The following is a 26,469-nucleotide window of genomic DNA, read 5'->3' on the forward strand; positions in this document are numbered from 1 at the left end:
ACCGCGCTGAATTCGCGACGGCCGCATGATGTGGCCGACCGCAAATCGCTCCGATACGGCGCCCGAACCGTTCCGATGCGGTTCGGGCGCTGAACGGTCGATACCGGGCGTACGTGGGCGCGACGGCTGGGGCGCGTCGCTTGGCAGGATCTGGCTGTTCACATGGTTGATGCAACGTTGGGCGAGATCGCCTATGGCGCTGGGGCCCTGCGGTGTGAGGGAGTGGATCGTGTGTAGCGGCGGCGGCCGGGCGCCCCGGGCGATGGAACCGCTCGAGAGTAGGTGTGTCGCTGACAGCGGGTCGCTGGAGACCGGTGCAGGATTTGACACGACCTGGCTGAGGGTTTTTCTCAGCGCTTCCTGAAGCACCGTCATGTGAGGGCTGCCGAGATGGAGGAGTACACCGCACCGCCGCTGGTTGGAGTGGACCCCGGGCCGGGAGTTGACGACACCCGTGTCGAGCCGCGATATGACGCTGAATGCTGCACGGTGCCACCCACTCCGGCCGAACGTGCCGCGCGCATGATGCGTGCCTCCGTTACCGCTGTGCACGGCGTCCGGTGCCGGCCTGCGACCGTACACAGCGCGCAGGCCCCGACGTCTGCTCTCGAGCGTGGTGTCGCACCGGTCGACCCCGGCGAGCCTGTGTCTCACGTTCAGGCCGAGCCGATTTCGACGAGCAGTGCGGCGGCGGCTCAGGTGCCTGAATTGCCCACCCGCTGCACCCGATCCGACCGGCGGGCCCGGCAACGCGCCCGCGTGTCCTACAGGGCGGCGCGTATCGTCGGACGTCTGGCCGTCGCAGCTGCCGCTGTGGTCGTGGTGTCCGGCACCGGATTCGCCTACTACACCGAGAAAAGTTTCGACCAGGGCTTCACCCGCTCCAACGTGATCAGTTCCGAGGACGCCGCCGCGCTCGATGGTGATGTGAACATCTTGCTCATCGGACTGGACACCCGCAAAGACCGCAACGGCAACGACCTACCCGAACAAGTCATGGACCGCTTGCACGCCGGTGATGGCAGCGAGGGCGGCTACAACGCCAATTCGCTGATCCTGGTACACATTCCGAAGAATCTGACGAAGATCACCGCCTTCTCCATCCCCCGCGACGATTATGTCCCGGTCACCGGGATCCCCGGCTACGACCACGCCAAGATCAAGGAAGCCTACGGGCTCGAGAAAGCAGCAGTCGAGCAGAAGCTCATCGATCAGGGCGTCGACGAGAAGGGCGAACTGGAACGCCGGGGCCGGGAGGCCGGCCGCGAATCGATGGTGCGCACGGTGAAGGCGCTGACCGGCGTGCCGATCAACCGGTTCGCCGAGATCTCCCTCGTCGGCTTCTACGACCTGGCCACCATTCTCGGCGGTGTGGACGTGTGTCTCAACCACGCCGTCGACGACGAGTACTACTCCGGGGCGGTGTTTCCGGCCGGACCGCAGCACCTCGATGCCGCCCGCGCGCTGTCGTTCGTGCGGCAACGCCACGGACTCGACAACGGGGACCTCGACCGCACGCACCGCCAGCAAGCATTCCTCACCGCTGCGGCCACCCAACTCCAGAAATCCGGCACACTCACCGACATCGGCAAACTGCGGCAACTGATCAACGCCGCCCAGAACGATGTGGTGCTCTCCCAAGGCTGGAACATTCTCGACTTCGCGCAGACCATGGGAAAGGCCGGTTCGATTCCGATCGAATTCCAGACCCTGCCGATTCGGGGATACCAGAGCATCGACAACCAAGACGTCAACATCGTCGACCCCGCCGCCATCAAACATGCGGTGCGCACCGCCTTCGGCGTCCACTCGACGCAACTCGCCAACCCCACCGGCACCGTCGACGTCGTCAACGCCGGCAGCGTCACCGGCATGGCCGCCGAGGTGTCGAATGCGCTGGCCCGCAAGGGGTTCGGCAAGGGAAGTATCGGCAACGCCGCCTACGGTGATGGTTCGAGCTCGCTCGTCTACTACGGCGCCGGCGCCGGCTCCGACGCCGCCCAGCTCGCCGACATCCTCGGCGGCCTGCCCACAGCGGCATCCAAGAACGTCGGCCCCGGCCACGTGAAGGTCATCCTCGGCAGCGATTTCACCCTCCCGGATGAATTGACCACCAGCGCAATGTCCTCGACCAGCAACGCCACCACCGATTCCTCAACGAGCACAACGACATCCGCCACCGCGGACAGCGGTCTCGACACCGGTACACCGGTCACCACCAGCATCGGGTCGAAAAGCCCCTGTGTGAATTGATGAGGCCGCCAGCCTGTTTCGGTCATGACCTCGATCGCGCGATCGGCATGCCGCCCCATGTCCGGTGTGTCGTCTACCCAGCCGCTGGTCTGCCCGGTGTCTCCGTAGTAGCCGCCATCACCGTAACCGCTGTAATTGCCGGGTTGGCTGTCGCCCGCCTGGTGATGGTGGTGGTTCTGGTTGGCGAACATCGTGTTGCGTTGCCTGCGTCGACGCCGAGATCCGGAGCGGGCGACCGCGATCACCAGGAGCATCACGATAGCGATGACGATTAACGTCACGATCCCTTGTGCCTGTCACCAGCATGGTCGTCGCGAACCGGCCGGACAAGCCATCCGCTGTGAATTCATACGCGTGTCGCTGTTCCCGACGAATCGGTTCCGACTGCGACAACTACGTTCAGCCATCCTCGCCGGGACCATCGGCTCTGCCGCCGACGGCGCCGCTCGGCGCATAACAGAAGTGCACCGAGAAGGATGTCCGATGCAGCCGATACGGGAGTTCATCATGGCTGGGCTAGGAGATCGCAAGTGGTGGGCGTTGGTCGCGGTGACGCTGGCCGTGCTGGCCGTAGGTCTGGACGGCACCATTCTGAGCGTGGCGTTGCCGACGTTGAGTAGGTCCCTGCGGGCCTCGGAGTCGGATCTGCAGTGGTTCTCCTCCGGCTATCTGCTGGTGCTGGCCGCCGGGATGCTTCCCGCCGGCGCGGTGGGCGATCGGTTCGGACGTCGCGCGACCATGCTGGCCGCGTTGGCCCTGTTCGGGCTCGGTTCGGTCGGCTGCGCCTATTCGAGAACACCGGGCGAGTTCATTGCGGCACGAGTGGTGCTGGGCGTCGCGGGCGCCGGGGTGATCGTGATGGCGTTGTCCTCGATCACGGTCTTGTTCACCAAGCAGGAACGACCCAAAGCGGTCGGAATCTGGGCGGCGGCGAATTTCGTGGCGTTACCGATCGGGCCGATCCTCGGCGGCTGGCTGCTCACCCACTACTGGTGGGGCTGGGTGTTCCTGATCAACGTGCCGGTCGCGTTGATCGGCTTGATCGCCACCGCGACCCTGATACCCGAATCCCGGGCAGCCACGACTCCGGCTCTGGATCCGCTCGGCATGACGTCGTCGGTGGGCGGCCTGGCGGCGTTGACCTACGGGCTGATCCTGGCCGGTGAGTTCGGCTGGAGCACTGCCTCCGTATTGAGCTGGATCGGCGCGGGCCTGGTCGTGCTGATCGGGTTCGGGGTCTGGGAATATCGGCTCGGCGCCGACCGAGCGCTGGTCGATATGAGCCTGTTCCGCAACGCGTCGTTCACCTGGGGTGTCGTTCTCGCCGCGGTCGGCGTCCTGGCAATGATCGGGGTGCTTTTCACACTGCCGCAGTACTTCCAGGCTGTGGTGGGCACCGATGCCATGGGATCGGGTGTGCGGTTGCTGCCGGTCGTCGGCGGGTTGATCGTGGGTGCATTACCAGCCGACCAGATTTGTCGCCGGATCGGGGCGAAGGCCACGGTGGCGATCGGATTCGCCGTGCTCGCAAGCGGTTTGGCGATCGGAGCGCGCACGACCGCCGATTCCGGCACCGCATTCCTGGCCACCTGGACCGCCCTGACCGGGGCTGGGCTGGGGTTGTCGATGGCCACCGCGGCGTCCTCGGCGCTGTGTGAACTCTCGGCGGAGCAGGGCGGAGTCGGCTCCGCGGTGATGCAGGCCCTGCAGAAGACCGGTGGCCCGCTCGGGGCGGCGATCATGGGCAGTGTCCTGTCCTCCGCCTACCGGCACCGGCTGGTACTGGATGGTCTTCCGAAACCTGCTGCGGCGCAGGTCGAAAAGAGCGTGTTCGCGGGCGTATCGATCGCCGGGCGGCTCCGGTCACCGGAGTTGCTGGGTTCGGTGCGGGTCTCGTTCGCGCACGGGATGGACATTGCCTTGCTGGCCTCGTCGGTGATCGCCCTGCTCGGATTCGTGCTGGCGTTGGCCTTCCTGCCTTCGGTCAGACCCGTTCGGTCCCGGTCCATGGCCACCGAATAGCCGTCTCGGCTCGGCCTTCGACTCCCTCATTCCGATGAGCCCGACGCGTCGGAGACCTATGCGGGTGCGCGGCGTTGGGAAGCGGTGCGGTGGTGGATCCGACGCGGCGGTAGGGACGGTAGCCCTTCGTGTCGTGCCCGTTCGAGACCGATTCGTGTGACAGCGCCGACGACGGTCCGCCACACGAACCGGTTCGCCGGAACCGTATCGCCCAATCGTGTGTGCGGCGCGTATCGCAGTGTCGCGCCGTTGTTGTCGAGCCATCCGGTCAAGGCCAGCTGGCGTTGACCCAGGGTTCCGGCGGTGAATGCGTCACCGGTCAGCCCGGCGCGGCGGCTACCGTCGGGAACGAGTCCACTCGGCGTGGTGAGGTCTATGCCGCCCGAGGTCGCTGCGACGGCGTGGATCGGGGGCCGGACCGTGTTCGCGGGTATGGAACACCACTGCCACCTGTGGGTTGTGTTCGAGACGGCGCAGCTTCTTGAACGCGGCCAGGTCACTGGTGAATCGGAAGGTCCGGCTGTCGCGATCCCAGCCGAAGCTGTTGACCGGTGTCAGCACGATACCCCGCAACGGTGTCACCTGCGCCAGCGCGACCGTGAAATCGCCGTCGAGGACAGCGTCGAGTGCGTCGGACCCCCGGCCCGCCGCCTGGGTGCTGGACGCGATGTCCCGCTACGTCAGCGCCTACGCCCTGGAGCAGTCAATGGTCCAGCAGCGGCACAGACACCCGGATCAGGAGTGGGTCGTCAGCCGCGAGGAACTGGTGCGCCGGTTCACCGCGCTGCCCGCCGACACCTTCCCTCAGACCCGGCGCTATGCCGCCGAGCTCACCTCCGGCACCGGGCCCGACCGCTTCGCATTCACCCTCGCGATGATCGTGGACAACCTCAGCCCGCCGACCTGACGCGTCGTGGGTCGTCAACGCTGTCGGGCCGGGCGCGCGATGACCCCAGCAGACAATCAGGGTGATCGTGGATCGCCGCCGAGTCGGCGGGAGGTGTTCCGGCACAACGGGAGACACGACTTCGGTGCGTGGAGTCGCCGCGGGGATGTCGGCGACTCCACGCACTCGGGCCGGGTCTACAGCCGTTCGATGATGGTGGCGTTCGCCATGCCGCCGCCTTCGCACATGGTTTGCAGGCCGTAGCGGCCGCCGGTCTGTTCGAGTTGGTTGAGCATGGTGGTGAGTAGGCGGGTGCCCGAGCCGCCGAGCGGGTGGCCTAGCGCGATCGCGCCGCCGCGCGGGTTGAGTCGTTCCGGATCGGCCCCGAATTCGTGCTGCCACACCAGCGGAACCGGTGCGAATGCCTCGTTGACTTCGTAGGTGTCGATGGCGTCGATACTCAGACCGGCCTTGTCCAGGACCTTGCGCGTGGCCGGGACGACGCCGGTCAGCATCAGCAGCGGGTCGCTGCCGGTGACGGCGAAGCCGTGGAATCGGGCGCGCGGCCGCAAGCCCAGCGCGGCGGCCTTCTCCTCGCTCATGATCAGCACGCCCGATGCGCCGTCGGTCAGGGGAGAGGAGTTGCCCGGCGTGATGCGCCAATCGATCTCGGGGAACCGCTGGGCCAGGCGCTCGTCGTAGAACGAGGGCTTCAGGCCCGCGAGACCGTTCACGTCGGTGGTGGGACGCACGGTTTCGTCGGCGGTGGCCTGTGTGTCCGGGCCGACGGCAACCGGCAGGATCTCACTGGAGAAGTCGGCTGCCGCCGCGCGGGCATGCGACCGTGCGGAGAACTCGTCCAGGGCGGTCCGATCGAATTTCCAGCGGGCCGCGATCAATTCGGCCGAAATGCCCTGTCCCACCAGTCCTTCGGAGTATCGCGCGGCAACGCCGGGGCCGAAGGCATTCTTTCCCATGCTGGCGGTGCCCATCGGCACCCGGCTCATCGATTCCACGCCACAGGCGATGGCTATGTCGTACGCGCCGGAGATGACGCCCTGGGCGGCGAAGTGGGCCGCCTGCTGGCTCGACCCGCACTGGCGGTCGATGGTCGTCGCGGGGACCGCCTCGGGAAATCCTGCTCCCAGGACCGCGCTGCGGGTGATGTTGAGGGCCTGTTCCCCCGCCTGTCCGACGCAGCCGCCGATGACGTCGTCGATCAGTGCCGGGTCGATTCCGGTGCGGTCGATCAACCCGCGCAGCACGGCCGAAAGTAGTTCGGCCGGATGGATTTCCGACAGTTGGCCGCCGGGTTTGCCTTTACCGGACGGGGTTCGGATCGCGTCCACGATCACGGCGTTGGTCATAGCTGATTCCTCTCTTCGGGCTCGCCGGAGTCGGCTCCGGCGCAGGGTGATGCCATCGGGCTATTGCATGTGACCGACGACTCGGCGTATAACAAAATACAAATAACGTCAGTTGTACGGTGACCTCCCCGTCGGATCGGGTCGAGTAGCCGTGGATCCGGAGGAACGATGGCGCACGTCATCACACAGCCCTGCTGCAATGACGCCGGATGCGTCGACGTCTGTCCCGTCGACTGCATCCGTCCCCGACCGGGCGAGCCGGGCTACGGGCGCGCGGAACTGCTGCACATCGATCCGGTGACCTGCATCGACTGCGGCGCCTGCATCGACGAGTGTCCGGTGGACGCGATCGTCCCCGAGGGGGATCTGACCCCGGAGAACGAGCCGTATCGGGAGGTCAACGCCGCGTATTTCGCCGGCGAGCGCGAACCGGCGCCACCGGCGCCCGAGGGGTTGCGGCTCGAGGTGACTGACCGCGGGCCGTTGCGGGTCGCGATCGTCGGGACGGGTCCGTCGGCCTGCTATGCGGCCGAGGAGTTGGTCTCGCGCCGTGACGTCGAGGTCGAGGTCACCATGTTCGAACGGCTGCCCACGCCGCTGGGACTGGTTCGGTACGGGGTCGCGCCCGATCATCAGCACACCAAACAGATCGCGACGGCTTTCGGCCGGACGTTGAGCAGAAAGCAGGTGCGGCTCGAGCTCAACGTCGAGGTTGGCGCGCACATCAGTCCGGCGGAACTGCTCGATCATCACCACGCGGTGATCTTCGCGACCGGCGCCTCGCACGGCCGTACCCTCGCGATTCCCGGGGAACACCTGGCCGGTGTGCATACCGCGACGGACTTCGTCGGCTGGTACAACGGCCACCCCGACCACGCGCATCGGGTCTTCGATCTGTCCGGCGAGCGGGCGGTGGTGATCGGCAACGGCAACGTCGCACTCGATGTGGCCCGTATCCTGGTCACCGACCTCTCTGCGCTGACCCGCACCGATATCGCCGATCACGCGCTGGAAGCCCTGGCCGCCAGCCGAATTCGCGAAGTCGTCGTCGCGGCGCGACGCGGCCCCGAACACGCGGCCTTCACCACGCCCGAACTGCTGGGCCTGGGGCAGGTCGACGGGGTGGATATCTGCTCCGGCGAGTCCGGTGCGCCGGTCGAGACGGACTCCGGCGACCCGGTGATACGGCTCAAGACCGCGGTGGCGCGGCAACTGGCCGAACGTGCCGCGGGAGCGAGTAATCGGCGCATCACCTTCCGATACTTCCTGTCTCCCAGCGCCTTTCATGGCGACACTGCCGTGGAATCGGTGGAATTCGCCCGGACCGAACCGACCGGCGACGCGTCGCGGGAGACAGCAGGGCGCGAGGTGATCCGCTGCGGTGCGGTGTTCGAATCCGTCGGCTATCGCGGAATCGCGGTGCCGGGGCTGCCATTCCAGGATTCCGCAGGGATCATTCCCAATCGTGACGGTCGGGTGATCGGCCTCGACGGGGCTGATCCGATACCGGGCGCATACGTGGCGGGCTGGATCAAACGCGGCCCGTCGGGTGTGATCGGCACCAACCGGTACTGCTCGCAGGAGACCGTACGAGCCCTGCTCGAAGACTTCGCCGCGGGACGGCTGCGGGCCCCGCGCGGTTCCCGCGAAGATCTGGCGGACGTGCTTGACCAGCGCCGCCCCGAACGCCTGGGCTCGCGAGGATGGAAAATCATCGATGCGGCCGAACGCCGGGCCGGTCGCGAGAGCGGGCGGCCCAGGGTGAAGTTCGTCGATATCGGCGAGATGCTGTCCGCGGCCGGTGTTCCGGCGGGCGGATCTGCCGCCGGGCGTGGATGAGATTTCGAAATACATTTCGGCACAGGGGGGATGGCCGACGCGGGTGACCGCGTCGGCCATGCTGTCAGGACCGCAGCAGGTCCCGGTGGATGATCTCCTTCATGATCTCGTTCGTGCCGCCGTAGATGCGCTGGATGCGCGCGTCGATATAGGCCTTGGCGACCGGGTACTCCATCATGTAGCCGTACCCGCCGTGCATCTGGACTCCGGCGTCGATCACCTTGCCCTGCAGTTCGGTGGCCCACAGCTTGGCCTTGGCCGCGTCGACCGCGGTCAGCGTGCCGCTGTTGTATTCGCGCACACAGCGATCGATGTAGGCCCGGGACACCTCGATGGCGGTCTGCAGCTCGGCGAGGGTGAACCCGAGCCCCTGGAACTCGCCGATGTGCTTACCGAACGCACGGCGGTCCTTGACGTAGTCCAGGGTCCAGTCGAAGACCGCTTCGGCGGAAACCTGTGCGGCGATACCGATTCCGAGTCGTTCGAGCGGCAGGCTCTGCATGAGGTAGGCGAAGCCGCCGCCGACCTCGCCGAGCAGATTCGCCTGTGGGACACGGACATTGTCGAAGAACAGTTCCGCGGTGTCCTGGGCGTGCAGGCCGACCTTGTCGAGTTTGCGGCCGCGGGTGAAACCGGGAGTGCCGTCCTCGACGACGAACAGGCTGAATCCGCGCGAGCCCAGATCGCGATCGGTGACCGCGAAGACGATCACCAGATCGGCCAGCATGCCGCTGGTGATGAACGTCTTGGAACCGTTGATCACCCACTCCTGGCCCTCGCGGACCGCGGTGGTCTGCACCGCCCGCAGGTCACTGCCCGCACCCGGCTCGGTCATCGCGATGGCGCCGATCGTCTCGCCGCTGACGAAACCGGGCAGCCAGCGGGCGCGCTGGTCGGAGTCCGCATGTCGCAGAAGGTAATTCAGAACGATGTCGTCATTGGTGGAGAAGCCCGACTGCAACGCCGAAGCGCCCACGCGAGCGATCTCGGTCTGGATCGCGACCCGGAACCGGTAGTCGGTCTCGCCGGGGCCGCCGAATTCCTCGGGCACCGCCAGGCCCAGTAGTCCCTGGCGGCCCGCGGCCAGCCAGGTCTCCCGATCGATGAGCCGGTCGGCGTCCCACTTCTCCATCTTCGGGATGACGTGGCGTTCGACGAAGCCGCGGACAGTGCGCCGGAACAACTCGTGGTCGGACTCGAACAGATCTGTTTTCACTGCACTCCTTCTGTGCCGAGACGGATGCGCCTCGGCGGCACGGTCATTTCTGCTTCAGCAGTTCCTGGATCTCCCGGCGGAAGACCTGATTGGCAACTTCGTTCTGCCCCAGCACCATTCGACCCGCGCTGGCGCTGGTCATACCGCGCTGGGAGTCCCGCAGCAGCGGGAAGTCCTCGGCGTGCAGCACATCGAGCAGGATCTGCCAGTTCTTGTCCCACAACCGGGTCCACTTCTCCTCGGTCAGGGTGGTCTGCTCGACCGGCGGGACGATCAAGCGCATCTCCATGCGGCTGCGCTGGGGTTCGGTGGGGTGTGGCCGGAAGGTCAGCAGCTGGAAGTGGTCGGGCTGGCGCAGCAGGGTGCTGTTCGGCAGCAGGAAGTGCGTCTCGGTGACGTCGTTGGCCAGGCTGTGGTCGCCGGGATCCTCCTCGATCCAGCGGTCGATCGATTTGCGCGGCGCGATGAACCGGCAGTGCCGCCCGAAATCGTCGAAGGCCAGCACATTGGTGTGGATGTGTTTGGCGGCGGTGTTGGGGTGCGCGTACTGGATGTGATAGCCGTCCAGGAAGGCGTCCTGCATGATCTTCCAGTTGACCGGCTCGTCGAAGCCCTCGCTCTGCACGCACAGCTTCGCACCCAGGTCGTAGGAGGCCAGGATGGCGTCCATCTCCGGGCCGAGCCAGGACGCGACGTCGATCTCGGCGTCCGCGTCGTCGATCACCCAGATGAAACCGTGGCGTTCCTCGGTCGGCAGCTCGATCAGGCCCAGTGTCTCGCGCTCGGGCTCGCCGAAGGTGTTGTCGCGGGTGATGGTTCGCAGGCTGCCGTCCATATCGTAGGACCAGCGGTGATACGGGCAGGAGAACAACCGGCACCGGCCCTTGTCCTCCTTCTCCAGCAGTGCCCCGCGATGACGGCACAGATTGACCAGGGCCTTCACTCCGCCGTCGCGCTGGCGGACCACGATGATGTTGTTGCGCGGCATCTGCAGGGTGAAGAAGTCTCCGGCCCTGGGGATTTCGGAGCCGTGCGCGACGATCGAGGGCACTCGGCCGAAGATCAGGTCGCGCTCGCGCTGGGCGACGGCGGGATCGGTGAACTCCCTGGGCTCGAACCAGGTGACATGGCCGAACTCGTCGGTGGTGTCGTTGCGCAGGTGCGTCAATGCGCGACGGATCCGTTCCTCGCGCGGTGCGCCGACCTCGGTCATGGGGTGTCTCCAATGTCTTTCAGCATGGCCCGGAGATGCATAGATGCATTCGGGATAACGTCCTGAGCTGTAAATATAGCTTCTTAAATCTAACTCATGTAGGTTTATCTGTAAACCGGTGGCGGATGGGAAGGGCAGACGATGATCGACTACACCTGGTGTCGGCGACTCGGCGAGCAGGATCGAGCGGAGGCGACGGCGCTGGTCGAGGCCGCTGCGCGCTACGACGAGGAAGCCGGGTTCTCGGTCGTGTCGGCGCGTGAGGTCGAGTCGGTCTCGACCGCGGAGCGGTCGGTGTGGCATCTGCCGATCAAGGCGCGTCGCGGTCTGAGCGTGCGCGCCGATGCACCGCTGGTCATGGTGGGCTACCTGCATCTGTCGATCGACCCGCAGGGCCAGGGGACCGTGCGGTACACCGTGCATCCGGACTATCGCTCGCGCGGCGTCACAACCCTGTTGGTCGAGGAACTGGGCCTGGATGTCGGCGGGGCCGACGGCTGGTGCGGGCGCGGTGCGACGTCGCTGCGCTGCTGGGCCTACGGCAGCCACCCCGCCTCCGAGCGGCTGACTCGCCGGTTCTCCATCGCGCCGATCGCCCGGTTGTGGACGATGGCGCGGCACCTGGCCGGGCCCTTCGCGGTGCCACTGGCCCCGGCCGGCTTCCCGGGCGGCATGAGCATCGAGGGGCCGGTGGACCTGACCGATGACGCCGTTGTCTCCAAAGTCCGCGATGTCCTGGCCCGCCAGGGGCTGACGCAGGCGCAGTTCGAGCAATTCCGCGCCGAGTTCGGTGAACGTACCGGCCAGGTGGTGATCGCCGCCGCGGGCAGTGACCAACCGGCCGGCGCGGTCTGGTTCGATCCGCGGCCGACCCGGTATCTGGAGTTGCGCGCCGCGTGGGTGCGCGCATTGATCGTGGTCCCGGAGATCCGCGGCGGCGGCTTGGGGGCCGCACTGATCACCCGTGCCATGCACGAATTGGCTGCTGCCGGAACGCAAGTGGTGCTGATGCGGATCGATCCCGACGATCACAGCGCGGTGCGCCTCGCACGGCTGCTCTCGTTCGAGCAGGAGGAGGCGCACGCGTGCCATCAGATCGGGGAATGGGACGACGTGCCCGACCTGTCACCGAACCGGGGGAGCGGGCGGGCAGAAGATCCCGCACGGGATCGGCGGTAGTCCCGGGATGTAGATCATCGGTGCCGGTGCCGGTGCCGGTGCCGGTGCCGGGCGAGCGTTGTCCGGCTGGGAATTTCGGGTTACGGGCGGTTGTGTCTGATCGTCGTGTGACGTCGTCGCGCGGTCGTCCACCGTGGCGGTCGGCGCCTGAGGTTCGGACGGAACGACATCGGCGGGACCGGCCTGCTCACCGGCGTAGATACGCGACCAGGTCAGCACGGTGGACGCGTACGACATCGAGTGGTTGTAGCGCAGCACCGCTCGCAGGCGCTGTTGCGGATCACGCAGATTCGTACCGTCCGCACACAGATACCGTCCGGCGGCCAGCGCGGCATCGTAGATGTTGTCCGGGTCGGCGATGCCGTCCCCGTTGCCGTCGCTGGCCCAGCGTTGCCAGGTGCCGGGCAGGAACTGCATCGGCCCGACGGCGCGAACGTAACCGGCTGCGGCCCTGATGATCTCGTTGCCCGGCAGGCTCCCGTCCAGCGCCGGGCCGCGGATCGGCGAGAGCGTCCTGCCGTGCGCGTCGACATCGCCGGAACGCGCATGTCCGGACTCGATCCGCCCGATACCGGCCAGCAGATTCCAGGGCAGACCGCATCCGGGCTGGGACTGCCGGAGAATCAGCTCGGCGTTGCGATAGGCGGCCAGGACCTGCTCCGGAATCGCGGCGGCCGCGCTGCCGGGTGCGGGCCCGGCGGCTGCGGTAGCGGGCGGCGGCCCGGCATCGGTATTCGCGACCGGCTCCGCGGCTGCCGGGTGCGGGCGCAGTGCGGGGACATCCGCGGGCACCAGTTCGGGCACGTTCGGTTGGGATCGGGTATCTCGTTGCGGCGCTGGTGATCCCAAGCTCGCAGCGAGGCCGACCGGCTTCGGTGTCGGCTCACCTCCGGCGGTCGAGGACGCCGCGACCAGCAGTCCGGTGACCGCCAGTGCGGACAGCAGTGCCACCGGGCGTCCGGCGGTGGACCGATTCGTATTTCTCGATTGCGCACGACGATGTGACCGCATCGGAGAGCTCCCTGGGATCGCAGATGTGCTGTAGGCCAATGGGGTTCGGGCAGCAGCGCCGCCCGGCTCCGCAGGTGTGGTAGCCCCGGGCCGTGTGAAAGCCTCCGCCGAACGAAGACTCACCGATATCATTGCACGAATTGTGTGACCCGTCTAACGTCTGACGTCTATCGTAGTTTGTATCACAGCTCGTTCGGCTCCCAGGTCCATGGGCGCGAGCGAGCTGGTTGCCCGATGGCGCGCGGTCCAGGCGCCCGAGCTCGGCCGAGGAGAGAACATGGGTGTCGAAGTCAGCACCACGGGAATCAGCAAAAGTTTTGGTGCGCAGACAATTTGGCGGGACGTCAGCCTGACGTTGCCGGCCGGGGAGGTCAGCGTCCTGCTCGGTCCTTCCGGTACGGGCAAATCGGTGTTCCTGAAGTCGCTGATCGGCCTGCTGCGGCCCGAAAGTGGCGCGATCCACGTCGACGGAACCGACATCATGATGTGCTCGACCGCGCAGCTGTACGAGATCCGCAAACTTTTCGGCGTGCTGTTCCAGGACGGGGCGCTGTTCGGATCCATGAGCCTGTTCGACAACGTCGCCTTCCCGCTCCGGGAGCACACCCGCAAGACCGAATCGCAACTCCGGCGGATCGTGCTGGAGAAGCTCGAGCTGACCGGTCTGCTCGGCGCGGAGGACAAGTTGCCCGGCGAGATCTCCGGCGGGATGCGCAAACGCGCCGGACTCGCGCGGGCGCTGGTGCTGGATCCGGAGATCATCCTGGTGGACGAGCCGGACTCGGGACTGGATCCGGTGCGCACCACCTACATCAGTCAGCTGTTCCTGGATATCAACGCCCAGATCGACGCCACGTTCCTGATCGTCACGCACAACATCAATCTCGCGCGCACGGTGCCGGACAACATCGGCATGCTTTTTCGTCGCGAGCTGGTGATGTTCGGTCCGCGCGAGGTGCTGCTGACCTCCGAGGAACCGGTGGTCGAGCAGTTCCTCAACGGCCGCATGGTCGGTCCGATCGGTATGTCCGAGGAGAAGGACGAGGCGCAGCGAGAACGTGAACAGGCGCTGGTCGAGGCCGGTCATCATGCGGGCGGGGTGGACCGGATCGAGGGAATCATCCCGCAGATGCAAGCCACCCCCGGAATGCCGGAGCGGCGTGCGGTCGCACGGCGGCGGGCGCGGGTGCGCGAGATGCTGCATACCCTTCCGCCCGCGGCGCGGGCCGCGGTGCAGGCGAGTGTTGCCGAGGGGGATGAGTTCGAGGTCGGCGACGGTCATACGCGGCCGTCCGCGGTGCCGGACCTTGCGGAACGCTGAGCCGACACAGAGCTGTTTTACATAAAACGATTGACGTCACGCGTAAAACAACGTATGTTTTCTGTGAGCCACGACACGTGGTGCATCCCTTGGAGATTCGGATCACGACGAGGTGCCGGGTCGGTATCCGGGGTGCCGGTGGCTCCACTGCTCGCCGTTCAGCACGGCGACTGCGGTCTCGTGAAATCGGAGTATCGAACAATGACGCTCGAAGGCAATGTCGCCGAACCGATCAGGAATACCGCGATCGATCCGCGGGCCCCCGAATATGTTCGGGGCGCCGTGCCGGTAATCCGGTGCAGCGCGAATCGAATCGACTTCCCGGTCGTCCGACACGTGACCGCACAGTACTTCTCCCATCGCGGCGCTGACCGGCATCGGCTCCGTGTCACTCGGGCCGAGCCGACGTCGCAGGCGTCCGAACCCGGTCGCCCCGGTGTGGCCGAGTTCGCGTGGCATCCGGCGTATAGGTCTGAAACCCATTGCACTGCAATGAATATCATCCACGGCGACATCGAATCTCAGCTCTGAGAATTTCGCACACGCCAGCCATCAGAAACATCTCACAGCGGCGCAGTTGTCGCATGCGTCGACATCCACGGAGGGAGGTGCCCGATGAACATCGCGCAGGCACCGATGATCGCCCACGCAGTACCCGCACCCGGCGGGCCACCGGCCGAACATCGCGACGACCCGTTGCCCACAGCCCCGTCCCGCATGCACCGGGCACTGGCGCATCTACGGCGAGCGCCGCGTGAGAGCCTGGCGACCCTCGGCAGGTCCGCGCATCTGACCGCCGCGGTCGTGCGCTACTCGGTCCTCGACACGGTCCGGCTGCGGATGCCGGTGTACGAGCTGGTCGATCAGATGTGGTTGCTGCTCAAGGTCACTGCGCTGCCGGCCCTGCTGATGGCGATTCCGATCGGTGCGGAGGTGTCGGTCGAGGTGGGCGGCATCATGAATCAGGTCGGGGCCAATTCGCTGGCGGGCGCGGCCAGCGGGCTCGGCGTCGTCGGCCAAGGCGCGCCGATGGCCGCGGGCCTGCTGATGAGCGGTGCGGCGGCCTCGGCGATCGCGTCGGACCTGGGCGCGCGGTCGATCCGCGAGGAGATCGACGCGATGCGTGTGATGGGCGTGGATCCCGTTGAGCGACTGGTGATGCCGCGGTTCATCGCGATGATCGTGATCGCTCCGGTGCTGTGCATCATCATCGTCGCGGCGGGTGTATTCGCGGGCCTGATCATCTCCGCGAATGTGAACAACGTTGTGCCCGGGAGCTTCTGGCAGTCGTTCGGTGCTTTCGCGACGCCGACCGATCTGGCGTTCTCGGTGCTCAAATCGCTGGTCTTCGCCGCCATCGTGGTGTTGATCGCGAGCCTGCGCGGCCTCGAGGCCAAGGGCGGGCCGAAGGGTGTGGCCAATGCCGTCAACGCCTCGGTCGTGCTGAGCGTGTTCTGCATCTTCATGACGAACCTGCTCATCAGTCAGCTGCAGATGATGTTCTTCCCGGCCCGATTGGCATGATGATGAGTACTTCGTCGCACTACTCGAATACGTTGCCCACCTTGATATCCCGTCCACTTCACGCCCTCGGCCGCGGTGTGGGCGATGCGGTCGGGGAGATCGGTCAGGTCGCTGTCTTCGTCGGCAAAACCCTTGCGCTGCTGCCGGTCACTGTTCGGCACTACCGCAAACAGACGATCAAGACGATGAACAACATGGCCTGGGGCAGTGGCTCGCTCATCGTCGACGGCGGCGTGGTCAGCCTGATGTTCTTCCTCGGCGTCGCGGTCGGCGCGGTCGTGGCCATCGAGGCGTTCATGGCTTTCGATCTGCTGGGCTTCGGCGCGCTGACCGGAATCATCGGCTCCTTCGGCAATATTCGCGTCATCGCCCCGATCATCACCGGCATCGGATTCGCCGCCCAGGCCGGCTGCCGGATGACCGCCGAGATCGGCGCGATGCGCATCTCCGAGGAGATCGACGCCACCGAATCCATGGGACTGCGGGCGATTCCGTTCGTCGTGGGCACCCGGCTCATCGGCGGAATGCTGGTGGTGCTGCCCGGATATCTGATGGCGCTGGTCGTCGCGTTCTTCACCGGCGGGATCATCGTCAAGGTTTTCGACAATCAGCCGCACGGCACCTACGACCACTACTTCGCGCAATTCCTGAGCTGGCCGGATCTGGGGGCCTCGGTGCTCAAGGCAGTGGCGTTCTGCGCGATGGTCACGGTGATCCATTGCTATTACGGCTATTTCGCCTCCGGTGGCCCCGCCGGTGTCGGCGCGGCGTCGGGGCGCGCCATCCGGGCGAGCCTGGTCGCGATCGTTGTACTGAATTTCGTTATGACAGTGGCGATCTGGGGACTGAGCCCCCTGCTCGTATTCAAAGGATAGGTCGATGGCCAAGACACGCAATCAGGACTTCCTGCGCGGCACCGACCGCGATCAGAAACGCATCGTCGAGCTCGCCGCTGCCGGGGTCGCCGTCACGGTCGCTGCCGTATTGGTGATCACTCTGTGGGTGTACCCGCGCTATCACAAGCCGTCCGGTCTGGCGCTGAATATCGAAGTGCCCTATGTCGGTCCGGGCGTCGGCACCGGGACGAAGGTGATTCTGCACGGTGCGGAGATCGGCGAGGTCACCGGCCTCGAGAAGACCGATCCGGGCACGGTGCGGATGAGCCTGCAACTGCAATCGGGGATCTCCGAGCGGCTGACCGACGACTTCGACCTGGATTTCCGTCCGCAGAACTACTTCGGCATCAGCGCGGTTGATCTGATCGCCCATCCGGAGGGAGATCGGCTGGTGTCCGGCAGCACGCTGGACAAGACGCCCACCGGCGACTTCACCATGTCGACGATGCTGGAGAAGGGTTCGCTGGCGGTCGACGGGACACTGACCCAGTCGATCGTTACCAGCTTGAACAAGGTCATCCGCTACACCGACGGACTGACGCCGCTGATCCAATCCGGAATCGTCCTCGCCGATCGGGTGGCGGCCACCCAGCAGGCGCTGCCGACCGAACTGATGCGTCGCGCCGACGACATCCTCGCGGTCATGCCCGCTTTCGAGACCCAGGCGATCGACGCTCTCTACAACATCTACAACAGTGAATACAACCGGCGAGCGGACGGGTCGGTGGGTGTGGACGACGCGTTCATGGACAAGACCGACGAAGGTCTGGGCCTGGCCGCCAACAGCCTGTTCGGCAAGGCCGGTCACCTGCTCGCCTCCCACGGCGCGCAGCTCACCCCGGTCACCCAGCTCGTCGCGGCGTTGACCGACGTCATGCCGCACATGCTCGGCGGCGGTGCCGCCCCCGGCAAGTTGATGACGCTGATCGACCGCTACAACGCCGCCTTCACCGGCAGCGGCGGTCACAAGACCCTGAATCTGCGCATCATCGTGGACGATCTGCCGATGTTCGCCACACCGTTGGCGCTGACCGGGATTCCGACTGCGCCCGCCGGGGAGGGACACCGATGAGCCCACGGACCAAATTGTTCATCACGCTGGGCAAGCTCGGCGTCGCCGCGGTCGTGGCGGTGGTGTTGTTCTCGATCATTCTCAGCGCGATCAAGAGCCCGGTACAGGGTGCGACCAACAGCTACACTGCCGAGTTCACCGATGTGTCCGGGCTGCACGTCAATGGTGACATCCGGACGAAAGGCGTTCGGGTGGGGAAGGTTTCGGCGATCGAGCTCACCCGGGAGAACGGTGCGAGCATCGCGCGGGTGAGCTTCTCGCTCGAGCGTCCGTACCGGTTGCTCGACAACACCGTGCTCGCCGTGAAGTACCAGAACCTCACCGGGGTTCGATACGTCGATCTGCAGGAGCCGGACCGGCCGGGCCGTCCGGTGCACACGCTGGGCACCGATCGGACCCGCCCCTCGTTCGACATCACCCAGCTGTTCAACGGCCTGCAGCCGGTGCTGAACACGATGAGCACCAACGAGATCAACACCTTCATGCAGAACGCCATCACCCTGTTGCAGGGGGACGGATCGGGCCTGGCGCCGATGCTCGACAGCGTGCAGCGGCTCGCCGATCTCGCGCACGACCGCGAACAGGTCATCTCGGTGCTCGTCACGAACCTTTCGCGGATCTCGGATTCGATGGGCGGCAGGTCACCGGAGGTGCAGGAATTTCTGAAGTCGATGAGTTTCCCGGTCGCCAAGGCGATGACCGTACTGAGTCAGTTTCCGAAGACGGCGAAATTCGGACCCGAGTTCCTCACACCGATCCACCAGTTGCTCATCCAACTCGGTCTTGCCCGCGGCGTGAACGTCGACCAGATCCTGTCCCACGCCTTCGCCTCCCTGCCGCAGGCCGCCGAGGCGTTGCGGTTGTTGCCGGTGGCGTTCGCCGGGCTGCAGATGCCGCAGACCTCGGCCACTTCCGCGTCGATGAACTGCAGCAACGGAGTTGCCCAACTTCCCACGGAGGTCAAGGTTTTGCTGAACGGGAGCGAGGTCGTGCTGTGCCGGACCCGATGACGAGCGGACCCCGTCCCGGCGCGATACGCGCGCTGGTGCGGCGGGTTTCCGCCAGTGAAATTCTGCTCGGAACGGCGGTGCTGGTGACGGCGGTCGTGGCGCTGGGCGCGACGACCGTGTTCTACACCCATCCGGTCGCGCAGCGCACCGTATCGTTCGAGACCACCGACGCATCGGCGCTGTCGACCGGTGCGGAGGTCCGGGTGGCCGGGATCACCGTCGGCAAGATCACCAAGCTGTCGTTCCGGCCGGACACGGTGCTGGTCGAGGCCCGGGTCTCGGACGACACCTTCATCGGCGACGATTCTCGTGTCCAGGTCCGAATGCTCACGCCGGTCGGCGGTTACGCGGTGACCCTCGTTCCGCTGGGCAATTCCACGCTGGGCTCGCGGGTCATTCCGCTCGACCACGTCACCGTCCCGTATTCGATCGGGGACGTACTGCAGGCCGCACCGCACGTGACCGATGAGGTCCAGGGCAGCACGGCGAACGCGAACATCGATCAGGTAGCTCGAGCGCTGCAACATAATTCGACGTCGATCAGGTCGTTGATCTCCGGGATGAACAGCATCGCCGCCGTGATGGATCGCCAGCGTACGCAGGTCGAGCAGATCACCGGCCTGGCCTCGGAGTACATGAAGTCGTTCAACGGCAACCGGGACTTCGTGTTCGACCTGATCCGCCAGATCGACATGGTCGTGACCACCTATGACAACGCACATGTCGGCTTCAACGAGGCCTACCGCCTGCTCGGCGACGTCCTCATGCGAGTGCAGCCGGAGATGAAGTTCTATCTCGACCACAAGGACCAGGTGCGCGGTGCGGTGGACCAGGTGCGCAAGTCGATCGAGAGCTTCCAGGCGAATATCGGACCCGCCATCGACAAACTGAAGGGACTGCGCGCCCAGCTCGAGGCGTGGCTGACCCCGAAGGGGCTGGCGACGATCGCCGGCGGCACCGTGCTGTCCTCCGACCTCTGTGTTCCGCTACCCGGACGGACGTGCTGATATGACGAAACGGAAGAAGTATCTGATCGGCGCCGGTGCGGTACTCACGCTCGCACTGGTCGGCGGCCTCGGCTTCGCCACCGTCGATCCGACAGGCCCCCGATCACTGTCTGGGTTCTGTGCCCGGATGCCCGACGCGATCGGCCTGTATCCGGGTAATCCCATCACCCAGATGGGGTTGCAGGTCGGTCATGTCGACCGCATCGAACCCGAGGGCGATCACGTGCAGGTGTCGTTCACTCTCGACGGCGGGCGGCGATTCCCCGTCGACGTGCGCGCGGTCACGCGCTCGAAGTCGATCCTCGCCGACCGCAGTGTGGAACTGGTGGGCAACTACCGGACCGGACCGGAACTCGCCGCGGGACAGTGCATCCCGCAGGAGCACAGCTTCACTCCCAAGAGCATCTCCGAAATCGCCGGCTCGGCAGCGGATTTCATCAACGCGCTGAGTCCGAACGACAACAGCGAGAGCTTCGAGAAGGCGATATCCGGATTCGACCAGGCACTGCGGGGACAGGGCGGCAACGCGCGGACGATGATGCTGCACGCCGCCGCGGCGGCGTCGAGCCCGGACCGGTTGACCGCCGATATCGGTTCCATCATCCAGAACATGGCACCGCTGACCGACGAAGCGTTACAGCGATGGCCCGCGATCCGATCCATCATGGATCAGCTGCCCGCTGTGGTCGGCGCCGGTATCGATCTGTTTCCCGGAGTCGTGGACGTTTGTGTCGGTGTCGGCTGGCTGGTGAACGTGTTGCACGATGTGCAGACCAATTACGGCGGACTGCTCTGGCCACAGTTGCAGGGCCCGGTCGCCGACGCCATCCACCTGGCGGCAACTCATTCCAAAGACATTGCAGGACTGCTGGATTCGATACCGTCGATTGCCGCGACACTGCGTCAGCAGGCAGCGAACAACGGCGGGATGTCGATCGATTACCGGCCGCCCACCGTGCAGGTCGACTCGCCGGCTGCTCCGGAGCTGTGTACGGCGGCGAACCACTCACAACCGGGTAGCTGCTCGCTCGCCGACGGGCACGTCCAGGTGCCGGTTGCGGGGTTGTTGGGCCTGGTACTCGCGAAAGGTCAGCGATGAAGAGATCCGCGCGATGGAAGACCGGTGCTGTGGCGACGATGCTCGGGTGCTGCGTGCTGGCGACGTGCGCGTGTACGGCGGTGCGGCCGGATGATCTGCCCTCGGTGCGAGGCGGAGTGGGTGCGAGCCATCAGCTCGGGCTGCAGTTCGCCAGCACGATGAATCTGCCCACCGGGGCCGATGTGATGATGGACGGCCTGCGTGTGGGTGAGGTCGAAAGCCTCTCTGTGGCAGGGAAATTCGTCGATGTCACAGTCGGTGTGAAGGACGGGACGAAGATTCCCGCGGACGTGCACGCGGTCATCCGCCAGAACACCCTGCTGGGCGATACCTACATCGCGCTCGACCACGGGACGGTGGTGCACGGGCCGTACTTGCCGCCGGGCGGCACGGTGACGGTCGATCACACGAGTTCGCCGCCGCAACTGGAGGACACGATGGCGGTGCTGGCCTACTTCGTCAACGGCGGCAGCATCCAGAAGATCGAGGACTCCATGACCGGAATCAATGCCGTCATGCCGAAGCCTCGTGACGTTCAGCGCCTCGCGACGGTGGTCGCCGGGGACATGCGCGATCTGGCCGGCGATACGAACGAAATCGACCGCATGCTGAACGGTTTCTCCGCAACCGGCGCCGCGATCGACGCCAAGGGACAGACCCTGGCGACCTTGTTCTCGCAGCCGACCGTGCACTACTGGCGCCGCACCGCGGTGAACATCGTGTCCTACATCAGCCAGATCCTCCCCTCGGTCGGCAGCGTGTACGAGGGCGGCCTGTGGATGGTGCCGATGCTGAACTCACTGGCCGCGACCGGCGCTGTCGGGCGCGGTATCTGGGACGACGCGCCCGCGGATACCGCCGCGTTGTCGGATTTCCTGCGGACGACGGTCCTGCCTTTCGCCCAGAATCCGTCGGTCGACATCCGCTCGATCAATACGGCCGAGGGGGACGAGATCGTCGGGGACGTCGAGAATCTGATGCGCATGCTGGGAGCGGTGAAATGAGCCTCAAGACCGTCGCATCGATCGTCGGCATGGCGGTCCTGGCCGGATCCTCGTTCGTCTACATGAACCACGTCGGCCTGGATATCGTTCTGCTACAACATGTTCGAACCGCCAGCATGTCGATTCCCGACACCAACGGCCTGGCGGTCGGTTCCCGGGTCCTGCTGCGCGGCGTAGCGATCGGACATGTCACCGGCATCACCCCCGGGTCGGACCATGCCGAGATCTCGTGGAACTACGACAACGGGTACCGCATTCCCATGGACAGCAGATTCCGGGTGGACAACCTCTCGGCGCTGGGGGAGGCGTACGTGGCGGTATCCCCGGCGACCGAGTCCGGTCCCTATCTCGCCGACGGCGCCACCGTGCCTGCGGCCCACGTGGTCGTGCCGACCACCTTCCAGGAGCTGTCGGCGCGGCTGACCCGGATGCTCGAGCAGGTCGAGCCCGATCGGGTCCGCGAGATCTTCGAGACCATCGATGTCGCGCTGCCCGACGACTCCTGGATCCTCGGCGACCTGTCACGAGCTGGTCAACTGCTGGCCCAGACCCTGACACAGCGATCGGGCGATCTGACCCAGCTGCTCAGTAAGCTACAGCCGCTGCTCCAGGGCGCCGGGACCGTGCCCGATGATCTCGCCGGTGCCGCACCTCGGCTGGCCGCGTTCGGTTCGGGATTCGACGACATGCTCGGCGGCGTGTACTTCGCCGCGTCCTTCGGGCCGCTGACCAGCATTCGTGACGGTGCTGCCCCGCTGATCGATCAGCTGCAGGCATTCCTGGACAAGAGTTCTGGCGATCTGCACACCCTGGGCGTGGATCTGCTCCCCGGCGTCCGCGCCGGGGCGGCGGCGATGTCGACCGTGGACGTCGGGCGGCTGCTGGACAACGCGCTCGATTCGACCTCATCGGGTGATGCGATCACCGTGCACCTGCGACCCCCGGGGAGGTAGCCCCTGCCCCCGCGACGACAGCGATTTCTCGTGACCATCCCCGTTCGAAGAAGGCTTCCATGACCAACTCCACTTCCGTGCTCACCGACCCCGAGGCCGACACCGACGCCGCGGCATCCGAATCCACATCCGAGGACCGGACGCGCCGGCGATCGGCGGTGTTGTCCTCCGCCCTGCGTCGCGGCCGACGCACCGGCGATTCCTCGATCAAACTGAAAACCGTTGCGACCGCGGCGATCGTCCTGATACTGGCCGTCGCAGTGGCGGTCCTGGGCTGGCAGTTGAGTGACAAGGCCGATCAGATCGACGCAGCCCGGGCCGATCAGGCCGGGACCGCGCACGCCGAGCAGGTGGCACTCGACTACGCCACCGCCGCGGCACAGATGAACTTCCAGGATGTGGCCTCCTGGCGCACGCGCCTGACCAAGGGCACCAGTCCGGAACTGTCGAATCGGCTGACCCAGGCCGCCACTTCGATGGAACAGATCATCACCCCGCTGCAATGGGTGTCGACAGCGAAACCTGTTGCAGCGAAGGTGCGTTCGGACAACAACGGCATCTACGCGGTGGACTGTTTCGTCAGCGTGCTGACCAAGAACAGTCAAGCGCCCGAGGGCATCCAGTCGACCGCGACCTATCAGCTGACCCTGGACAGCCACAGCAACTGGACCATCACCGATATCGGCGGTATCGGATCGGCTCTGAACGGTGCCGCCGCGCCGCGGTGAGCCCCGCGCGCCCGGGCCCGGTGCACACCGACTGCGGTGTGCGCCGGGCCCGGACGTGTGCCGGGACGGTCGCCGCGTCGGATCTCCAATTCGATTGCAGCGGAACGTATTGCGGTGGTGAGTGATCGGCTGCCGGGTGGAGCGGTGATCCGGCCCGGACACGAGGCCGGACCTTGTGTCCGTTCGCGCCGCGCCGCGTCAGGGGAGTAGTGCCGGAAGCAGGAATGTGCGCAGTCGCGCCCGGATGGTGTCCAGGTCCTCGGCCTCGGGGGTCGATCCGCGGGCGATGTAGTACATCTCCAGCTCCGAGATCCATTCGCACAGCAGCCGGAGATCGAGATCGGCGCGGATCGTGCCGGTGGTCTGGGCTCGGGCCAGGATCGGTTCCCACAGTTCGTAGGTCAGCTCGCGGGCCCGGCCGGACTCGGTGAGCAGCCGTGCGGCCAGCACCATCTCCGCCGGTGAGACCAGGCGATGCACCATCGGGTCGCGGCGGCCGCGGCGTACGTCCTCGCAGATGCCCTCGACGATGCTGTCCTCGATGGTGGGTCGCCGGGCGATGAACTCGCGCGCGGAAGCCATGTTCGCGCGGGCGCGGCGCACCACCGATTCGGTCACCAGCGCATCGCGATCGGCGAAGTAGCGATACACCGTCGCGCGCGAACTCGAGGCTGCCTTGGCCACGTCCTCCATGGTCGTGCCCGCGATGCCGAGGCGAGCGAAACAGGATTCGGCCGCGGCGAGGATGGCCGATCGGGTATCGGCCGGGCGCTCGATCTCGGTGCCGCGTGCAGTCACGAGGCAACGGTACCAAGTTATCGCGTAATCGAAAACCTTTAGATAAGACACTAGACAATCATTGTCTCGTGTGCCACTCTCGGATCATGGAGCGCGACGAGAAGATCAGGCTCACGCAGCGGCTCATCGCCCACGTGGACAACAACACCACCGACTATGCGGAAGACCTTCTCCGCGTGTCCTTTTCGGTATTCGACGATCCCGAGCTGGCAGACAAGGAACGAGCCGTGGTGCGGCGATTCCCGCATATCGTGGCGCACGTGGACGAGCTGGCGAAGGCCGGCGATTTCCTGACCACCGAGCTGATCGGGACGCCGCTGCTGGTGGTCAGGCAGAGCGACGGCAGCGTGAAGGCGTTCTCCAACGTCTGCCGCCACCGCGGAGCCAAGGTCGAATTCGCCGAGTCCGGTTGCAAGCGCGTATTCGCCTGCCGCTACCACAACTGGTCCTACGGCAAGGACGGCTCGCTGCGCGGCATGCCGCACGCCGAAGGCTTCGACGGCATGGATCGCGGCGACTACGGCCTGGTCGAATTCCCGTGCGAGGTCCGGCACGGGCTGGTCTGGGTGGTGCCGACCGTCGGCGCGAGCCTGGACATCGCCGCGATCCTGGGAGACAAGCACGACGCGGAGGTCACCGATACCGGGATGGGTGGGTCGTACCAGGTGCGCAAGGAGACCTGGCGGCTGGAGATGAACTGGAAGATCGCCGTGGACGGGGTGCAGGATTCGTATCACCTGTGCCAGTTGCACACCAAGACGGTCTGCAACTATCTCGAGGGCAATATCACCGCCTTCGACCCGGTCGGCCGTTCGTGGCGACTCGTGGTGGCGCGCAAGGCGATCACCGAGGTGCGCGACGCCGATCCGGATTCGTTCGACGTCCGCGACTATTCGTTGGCCAACTACACGATCTATCCCGGGACCATGCTGGTGACCGAGCCCAACCACTTCGAGATCTGGACGATCGTGCCGGACGCGCAGGACCCGAACGTCAGCTACTGCACCATCCGGCTGCTGTCCCCGCGCAAACCGGAGACGCCGCGGGAGGAACGGATCCTGGAGAAGAACTGGGATCTGCTGATGGAGACGTTGCACGCCGAGGACTGGTACGTCACCAAGACGATCACCGACAACGCCGCGCACGGTCAGGTCACCGAATTGATCTACGGGCGAAACGAATTGCCGGGGCAGGTTTTTCACAAGATGGTCGCCGACGATGTGGCACGGTACGACACCGAGCGTGGTGCGCGGCCGGTCGCGGTCCAGTAGTCGTGGCCGAGGAGGATCTGCGCCGGGATCACCCGGCGCCCGGCGTGCTCCGGCTGACGCTCGATCGCCCGCACGCGCACAACGCGATGCCGATCGCCCTGCAACGCGCACTGGATGCTGCGTTATCCGATGCCGCGCAGGATGATTCGGTGCGCGTGGTGGTTCTGGCCGGAGCCGGTGAGCGGGCCTTCTGCGCCGGTTACGACCTGAAGGAACTCGAGGCGATGCCGCCCGAGGCCGCGCAGGCGTCGATGACCGAACGCGAGGACATGCTGTGGCGGTATCTGACCTACCCGAAACCGACCGTGGCGGCCGTCGATGGAATCGCCTACGGCGCGGGAACCATGTACGCGGCCTGTTCGGACCTGCGCGTCGGCGGTCCCGCGACCACCATGGCGGTCAGCGCCGCCCGATACGGCGGGGCGAATCTGACCTGGTTGCTGGACACCTTGATCGGCGCCTCGCACGCCCGCGATCTGCTGTTGACCGCACGGGCGGTGCCCGGCGCGGAGGCATACCGCATCGGCCTGCTCAACCGGTACGAGCCGGACGTGAGTCAGACGGCGCTGCAGGTGGCGAAGGATATCGCCGCGCAACCGCCGGAAGGAATACAGCAGATCAAACAACTGCTGTTGGAAGGCCCCGGCCGGAACCTTCGCGCCCGATACGAACACGAGAACTCAGCCGTGCGTTCGACGCTCCGACAACAGCCGATCGCCGAGATGTTCTCGACCTTCTTCGCGAGCAGACCGACCGCAGGTGAGGTTTAACGGTTCTCCCGCTGAAGGCGGGAGATTTCC

22 protein-coding genes are annotated in these 26,469 nt (G+C 66.0%); 17 read left to right on the top strand and 5 right to left on the bottom strand.

Going from position 1 to position 26,469, the window contains the following annotated elements; translation table 11 throughout:
• Positions 1-522: 522 nt before the first annotated feature.
• The 3 genes from ON40_RS06920 (at position 523) to ON40_RS54385 (ending at position 5,182) form a co-directional block, all read left to right on the top strand.
• A complete protein-coding gene (locus tag ON40_RS06920; protein ID WP_083895460.1) occupies positions 523-2,253 on the top strand; it encodes an LCP family protein in 1,731 nt (576 codons plus the stop codon).
• Between the two features lie 507 nt (positions 2,254-2,760).
• The gene (locus ON40_RS06925; protein WP_051192782.1) at positions 2,761-4,275 is read left to right on the top strand and encodes an MFS transporter; all 1,515 of its coding nucleotides are present in this window, start codon (positions 2,761-2,763) and stop codon (positions 4,273-4,275) included.
• Between the two features lie 502 nt (positions 4,276-4,777).
• The gene (locus ON40_RS54385; protein ID WP_245567699.1) at positions 4,778-5,182 is read left to right on the top strand and encodes a TetR/AcrR family transcriptional regulator C-terminal domain-containing protein; all 405 of its coding nucleotides are present in this window, start codon (positions 4,778-4,780) and stop codon (positions 5,180-5,182) included.
• A 176-nt stretch (positions 5,183-5,358) separates the two neighbouring features.
• On the opposite strand, the gene ON40_RS06940 is transcribed toward ON40_RS54385, so the two are convergent.
• On the bottom strand, positions 5,359-6,528 hold the full coding sequence (locus ON40_RS06940; protein ID WP_040819775.1) for a thiolase family protein: 1,170 nt from the start codon (positions 6,526-6,528) through the stop codon (positions 5,359-5,361).
• Between the two features lie 168 nt (positions 6,529-6,696).
• Here ON40_RS06940 and ON40_RS06945 point away from each other — a divergent pair, with 168 nt between their 5' ends.
• Entirely contained in the window at positions 6,697-8,367 is a 1,671-nt protein-coding gene (locus ON40_RS06945; protein WP_040819777.1) for an FAD-dependent oxidoreductase, read from the top strand.
• A gap of 64 nt (positions 8,368-8,431) precedes the next feature.
• On the opposite strand, the gene ON40_RS06950 is transcribed toward ON40_RS06945, so the two are convergent.
• Both ON40_RS06950 and ON40_RS06955 read right to left on the bottom strand, forming a co-directional pair.
• A complete protein-coding gene (locus ON40_RS06950) occupies positions 8,432-9,583 on the bottom strand; it encodes an acyl-CoA dehydrogenase family protein (RefSeq protein ID WP_040819779.1) in 1,152 nt (383 codons plus the stop codon).
• Between the two features lie 43 nt (positions 9,584-9,626).
• Complete coding sequence (locus ON40_RS06955; RefSeq protein WP_040819781.1) at positions 9,627-10,796, bottom strand: aromatic ring-hydroxylating oxygenase subunit alpha; 1,170 nt, start codon at positions 10,794-10,796, stop codon at positions 9,627-9,629.
• 141 nt (positions 10,797-10,937) lie between these two features.
• Between ON40_RS06955 and ON40_RS06960 the strand changes: the two genes are divergently transcribed.
• Positions 10,938-11,975, top strand: a complete 1,038-nt coding sequence (locus ON40_RS06960) for a GNAT family N-acetyltransferase (RefSeq protein WP_051192774.1) — start codon at positions 10,938-10,940, stop codon at positions 11,973-11,975.
• On the opposite strand, the gene ON40_RS06965 is transcribed toward ON40_RS06960, so the two are convergent.
• On the bottom strand, positions 11,922-12,986 hold the full coding sequence (locus tag ON40_RS06965) for a lytic transglycosylase domain-containing protein (RefSeq protein ID WP_157186221.1): 1,065 nt from the start codon (positions 12,984-12,986) through the stop codon (positions 11,922-11,924). The genes ON40_RS06960 and ON40_RS06965 overlap by 54 nt on opposite strands.
• A gap of 277 nt (positions 12,987-13,263) precedes the next feature.
• Here ON40_RS06965 and ON40_RS06970 point away from each other — a divergent pair, with 277 nt between their 5' ends.
• The 10 genes from ON40_RS06970 (at position 13,264) to ON40_RS07020 (ending at position 23,600) form a co-directional block, all read left to right on the top strand.
• Positions 13,264-14,307, top strand: coding sequence for an ABC transporter ATP-binding protein (locus ON40_RS06970; protein WP_051192783.1), 1,044 nt, complete (start codon positions 13,264-13,266; stop codon positions 14,305-14,307).
• A 717-nt stretch (positions 14,308-15,024) separates the two neighbouring features.
• The gene (locus ON40_RS06980) at positions 15,025-15,831 is read left to right on the top strand and encodes an MlaE family ABC transporter permease (RefSeq protein WP_051192784.1); all 807 of its coding nucleotides are present in this window, start codon (positions 15,025-15,027) and stop codon (positions 15,829-15,831) included.
• Between the two features lie 2 nt (positions 15,832-15,833).
• A complete protein-coding gene (locus tag ON40_RS06985; protein ID WP_169541831.1) occupies positions 15,834-16,706 on the top strand; it encodes an MlaE family ABC transporter permease in 873 nt (290 codons plus the stop codon).
• 4 nt (positions 16,707-16,710) lie between these two features.
• Positions 16,711-17,799, top strand: a complete 1,089-nt coding sequence (locus ON40_RS06990; protein WP_040819787.1) for an MlaD family protein — start codon at positions 16,711-16,713, stop codon at positions 17,797-17,799.
• Positions 17,796-18,809 carry an MlaD family protein gene (locus tag ON40_RS06995; RefSeq protein WP_040819790.1) on the top strand — a complete coding sequence of 338 codons (1,014 nt, stop codon included), beginning with the start codon at positions 17,796-17,798 and terminating at the stop codon, positions 18,807-18,809. Before ON40_RS06990 ends, ON40_RS06995 begins: the two co-directional genes overlap by 4 nt.
• Positions 18,806-19,816 carry an MlaD family protein gene (locus ON40_RS07000; protein ID WP_051192786.1) on the top strand — a complete coding sequence of 337 codons (1,011 nt, stop codon included), beginning with the start codon at positions 18,806-18,808 and terminating at the stop codon, positions 19,814-19,816. Before ON40_RS06995 ends, ON40_RS07000 begins: the two co-directional genes overlap by 4 nt.
• Before the next feature lies 1 nt (position 19,817).
• A complete protein-coding gene (locus tag ON40_RS07005; RefSeq protein ID WP_051192775.1) occupies positions 19,818-20,915 on the top strand; it encodes an MlaD family protein in 1,098 nt (365 codons plus the stop codon).
• Positions 20,912-21,919 carry an MlaD family protein gene (locus ON40_RS07010; RefSeq protein ID WP_051192776.1) on the top strand — a complete coding sequence of 336 codons (1,008 nt, stop codon included), beginning with the start codon at positions 20,912-20,914 and terminating at the stop codon, positions 21,917-21,919. The genes ON40_RS07005 and ON40_RS07010 overlap by 4 nt, the downstream gene beginning before the upstream one ends.
• Entirely contained in the window at positions 21,916-22,872 is a 957-nt protein-coding gene (locus ON40_RS07015) for an MlaD family protein (RefSeq protein WP_040819792.1), read from the top strand. Before ON40_RS07010 ends, ON40_RS07015 begins: the two co-directional genes overlap by 4 nt.
• A 59-nt stretch (positions 22,873-22,931) precedes the next feature.
• A complete protein-coding gene (locus ON40_RS07020) occupies positions 22,932-23,600 on the top strand; it encodes a hypothetical protein (protein WP_040819794.1) in 669 nt (222 codons plus the stop codon).
• Positions 23,601-23,798: 198 nt separating this feature from the next.
• Here the strand turns inward: ON40_RS07020 and ON40_RS07025 are convergent, their stop codons facing one another.
• Complete coding sequence (locus ON40_RS07025) at positions 23,799-24,398, bottom strand: TetR/AcrR family transcriptional regulator (protein ID WP_051192777.1); 600 nt, start codon at positions 24,396-24,398, stop codon at positions 23,799-23,801.
• An 86-nt stretch (positions 24,399-24,484) separates the two neighbouring features.
• On the opposite strand from ON40_RS07025, the gene ON40_RS07030 reads away from it, so the two are divergent.
• Positions 24,485-25,669, top strand: a complete 1,185-nt coding sequence (locus ON40_RS07030) for an aromatic ring-hydroxylating oxygenase subunit alpha (RefSeq protein ID WP_040819796.1) — start codon at positions 24,485-24,487, stop codon at positions 25,667-25,669.
• A 2-nt stretch (positions 25,670-25,671) separates the two neighbouring features.
• Positions 25,672-26,439 (top strand): enoyl-CoA hydratase/isomerase family protein, encoded by a 768-nt coding sequence (locus tag ON40_RS07035; protein WP_040819798.1) that lies wholly within the window; start codon positions 25,672-25,674, stop codon positions 26,437-26,439.
• Positions 26,440-26,469: the final 30 nt, after the last annotated feature.

Origin of the sequence: Nocardia jiangxiensis NBRC 101359, assembly GCF_000308615.1 — a bacterium.
Lineage (GTDB): Bacteria > Actinomycetota > Actinomycetes > Mycobacteriales > Mycobacteriaceae > Nocardia > Nocardia jiangxiensis.

Excerpts from the sequence above, each read along its gene's own strand:
- ON40_RS06920 (WP_083895460.1), top strand. The coding sequence starts at position 523 with ATGATGCGTGCCTCCGTTACCGCTGTGCACGGCGTCCGGTGCCGGCCT.
- ON40_RS06925 (WP_051192782.1), top strand. The coding sequence starts at position 2,761 with ATGGCTGGGCTAGGAGATCGCAAGTGGTGGGCGTTGGTCGCGGTGACG.
- ON40_RS06940 (WP_040819775.1), bottom strand. The coding sequence starts at position 6,528 with ATGACCAACGCCGTGATCGTGGACGCGATCCGAACCCCGTCCGGTAAA.
- ON40_RS06945 (WP_040819777.1), top strand. The coding sequence starts at position 6,697 with ATGGCGCACGTCATCACACAGCCCTGCTGCAATGACGCCGGATGCGTC.
- ON40_RS06955 (WP_040819781.1), bottom strand. The coding sequence starts at position 10,796 with ATGACCGAGGTCGGCGCACCGCGCGAGGAACGGATCCGTCGCGCATTG.
- ON40_RS06960 (WP_051192774.1), top strand. The coding sequence starts at position 10,938 with ATGATCGACTACACCTGGTGTCGGCGACTCGGCGAGCAGGATCGAGCG.
- ON40_RS06965 (WP_157186221.1), bottom strand. The coding sequence starts at position 12,986 with ATGCGGTCACATCGTCGTGCGCAATCGAGAAATACGAATCGGTCCACC.
- ON40_RS06970 (WP_051192783.1), top strand. The coding sequence starts at position 13,264 with ATGGGTGTCGAAGTCAGCACCACGGGAATCAGCAAAAGTTTTGGTGCG.
- ON40_RS06980 (WP_051192784.1), top strand. The coding sequence starts at position 15,025 with ATGCACCGGGCACTGGCGCATCTACGGCGAGCGCCGCGTGAGAGCCTG.
- ON40_RS06985 (WP_169541831.1), top strand. The coding sequence starts at position 15,834 with ATGAGTACTTCGTCGCACTACTCGAATACGTTGCCCACCTTGATATCC.
- ON40_RS06990 (WP_040819787.1), top strand. The coding sequence starts at position 16,711 with ATGGCCAAGACACGCAATCAGGACTTCCTGCGCGGCACCGACCGCGAT.
- ON40_RS06995 (WP_040819790.1), top strand. The coding sequence starts at position 17,796 with ATGAGCCCACGGACCAAATTGTTCATCACGCTGGGCAAGCTCGGCGTC.
- ON40_RS07000 (WP_051192786.1), top strand. The coding sequence starts at position 18,806 with ATGACGAGCGGACCCCGTCCCGGCGCGATACGCGCGCTGGTGCGGCGG.
- ON40_RS07005 (WP_051192775.1), top strand. The coding sequence starts at position 19,818 with ATGACGAAACGGAAGAAGTATCTGATCGGCGCCGGTGCGGTACTCACG.
- ON40_RS07010 (WP_051192776.1), top strand. The coding sequence starts at position 20,912 with ATGAAGAGATCCGCGCGATGGAAGACCGGTGCTGTGGCGACGATGCTC.
- ON40_RS07015 (WP_040819792.1), top strand. The coding sequence starts at position 21,916 with ATGAGCCTCAAGACCGTCGCATCGATCGTCGGCATGGCGGTCCTGGCC.
- ON40_RS07020 (WP_040819794.1), top strand. The coding sequence starts at position 22,932 with ATGACCAACTCCACTTCCGTGCTCACCGACCCCGAGGCCGACACCGAC.
- ON40_RS07030 (WP_040819796.1), top strand. The coding sequence starts at position 24,485 with ATGGAGCGCGACGAGAAGATCAGGCTCACGCAGCGGCTCATCGCCCAC.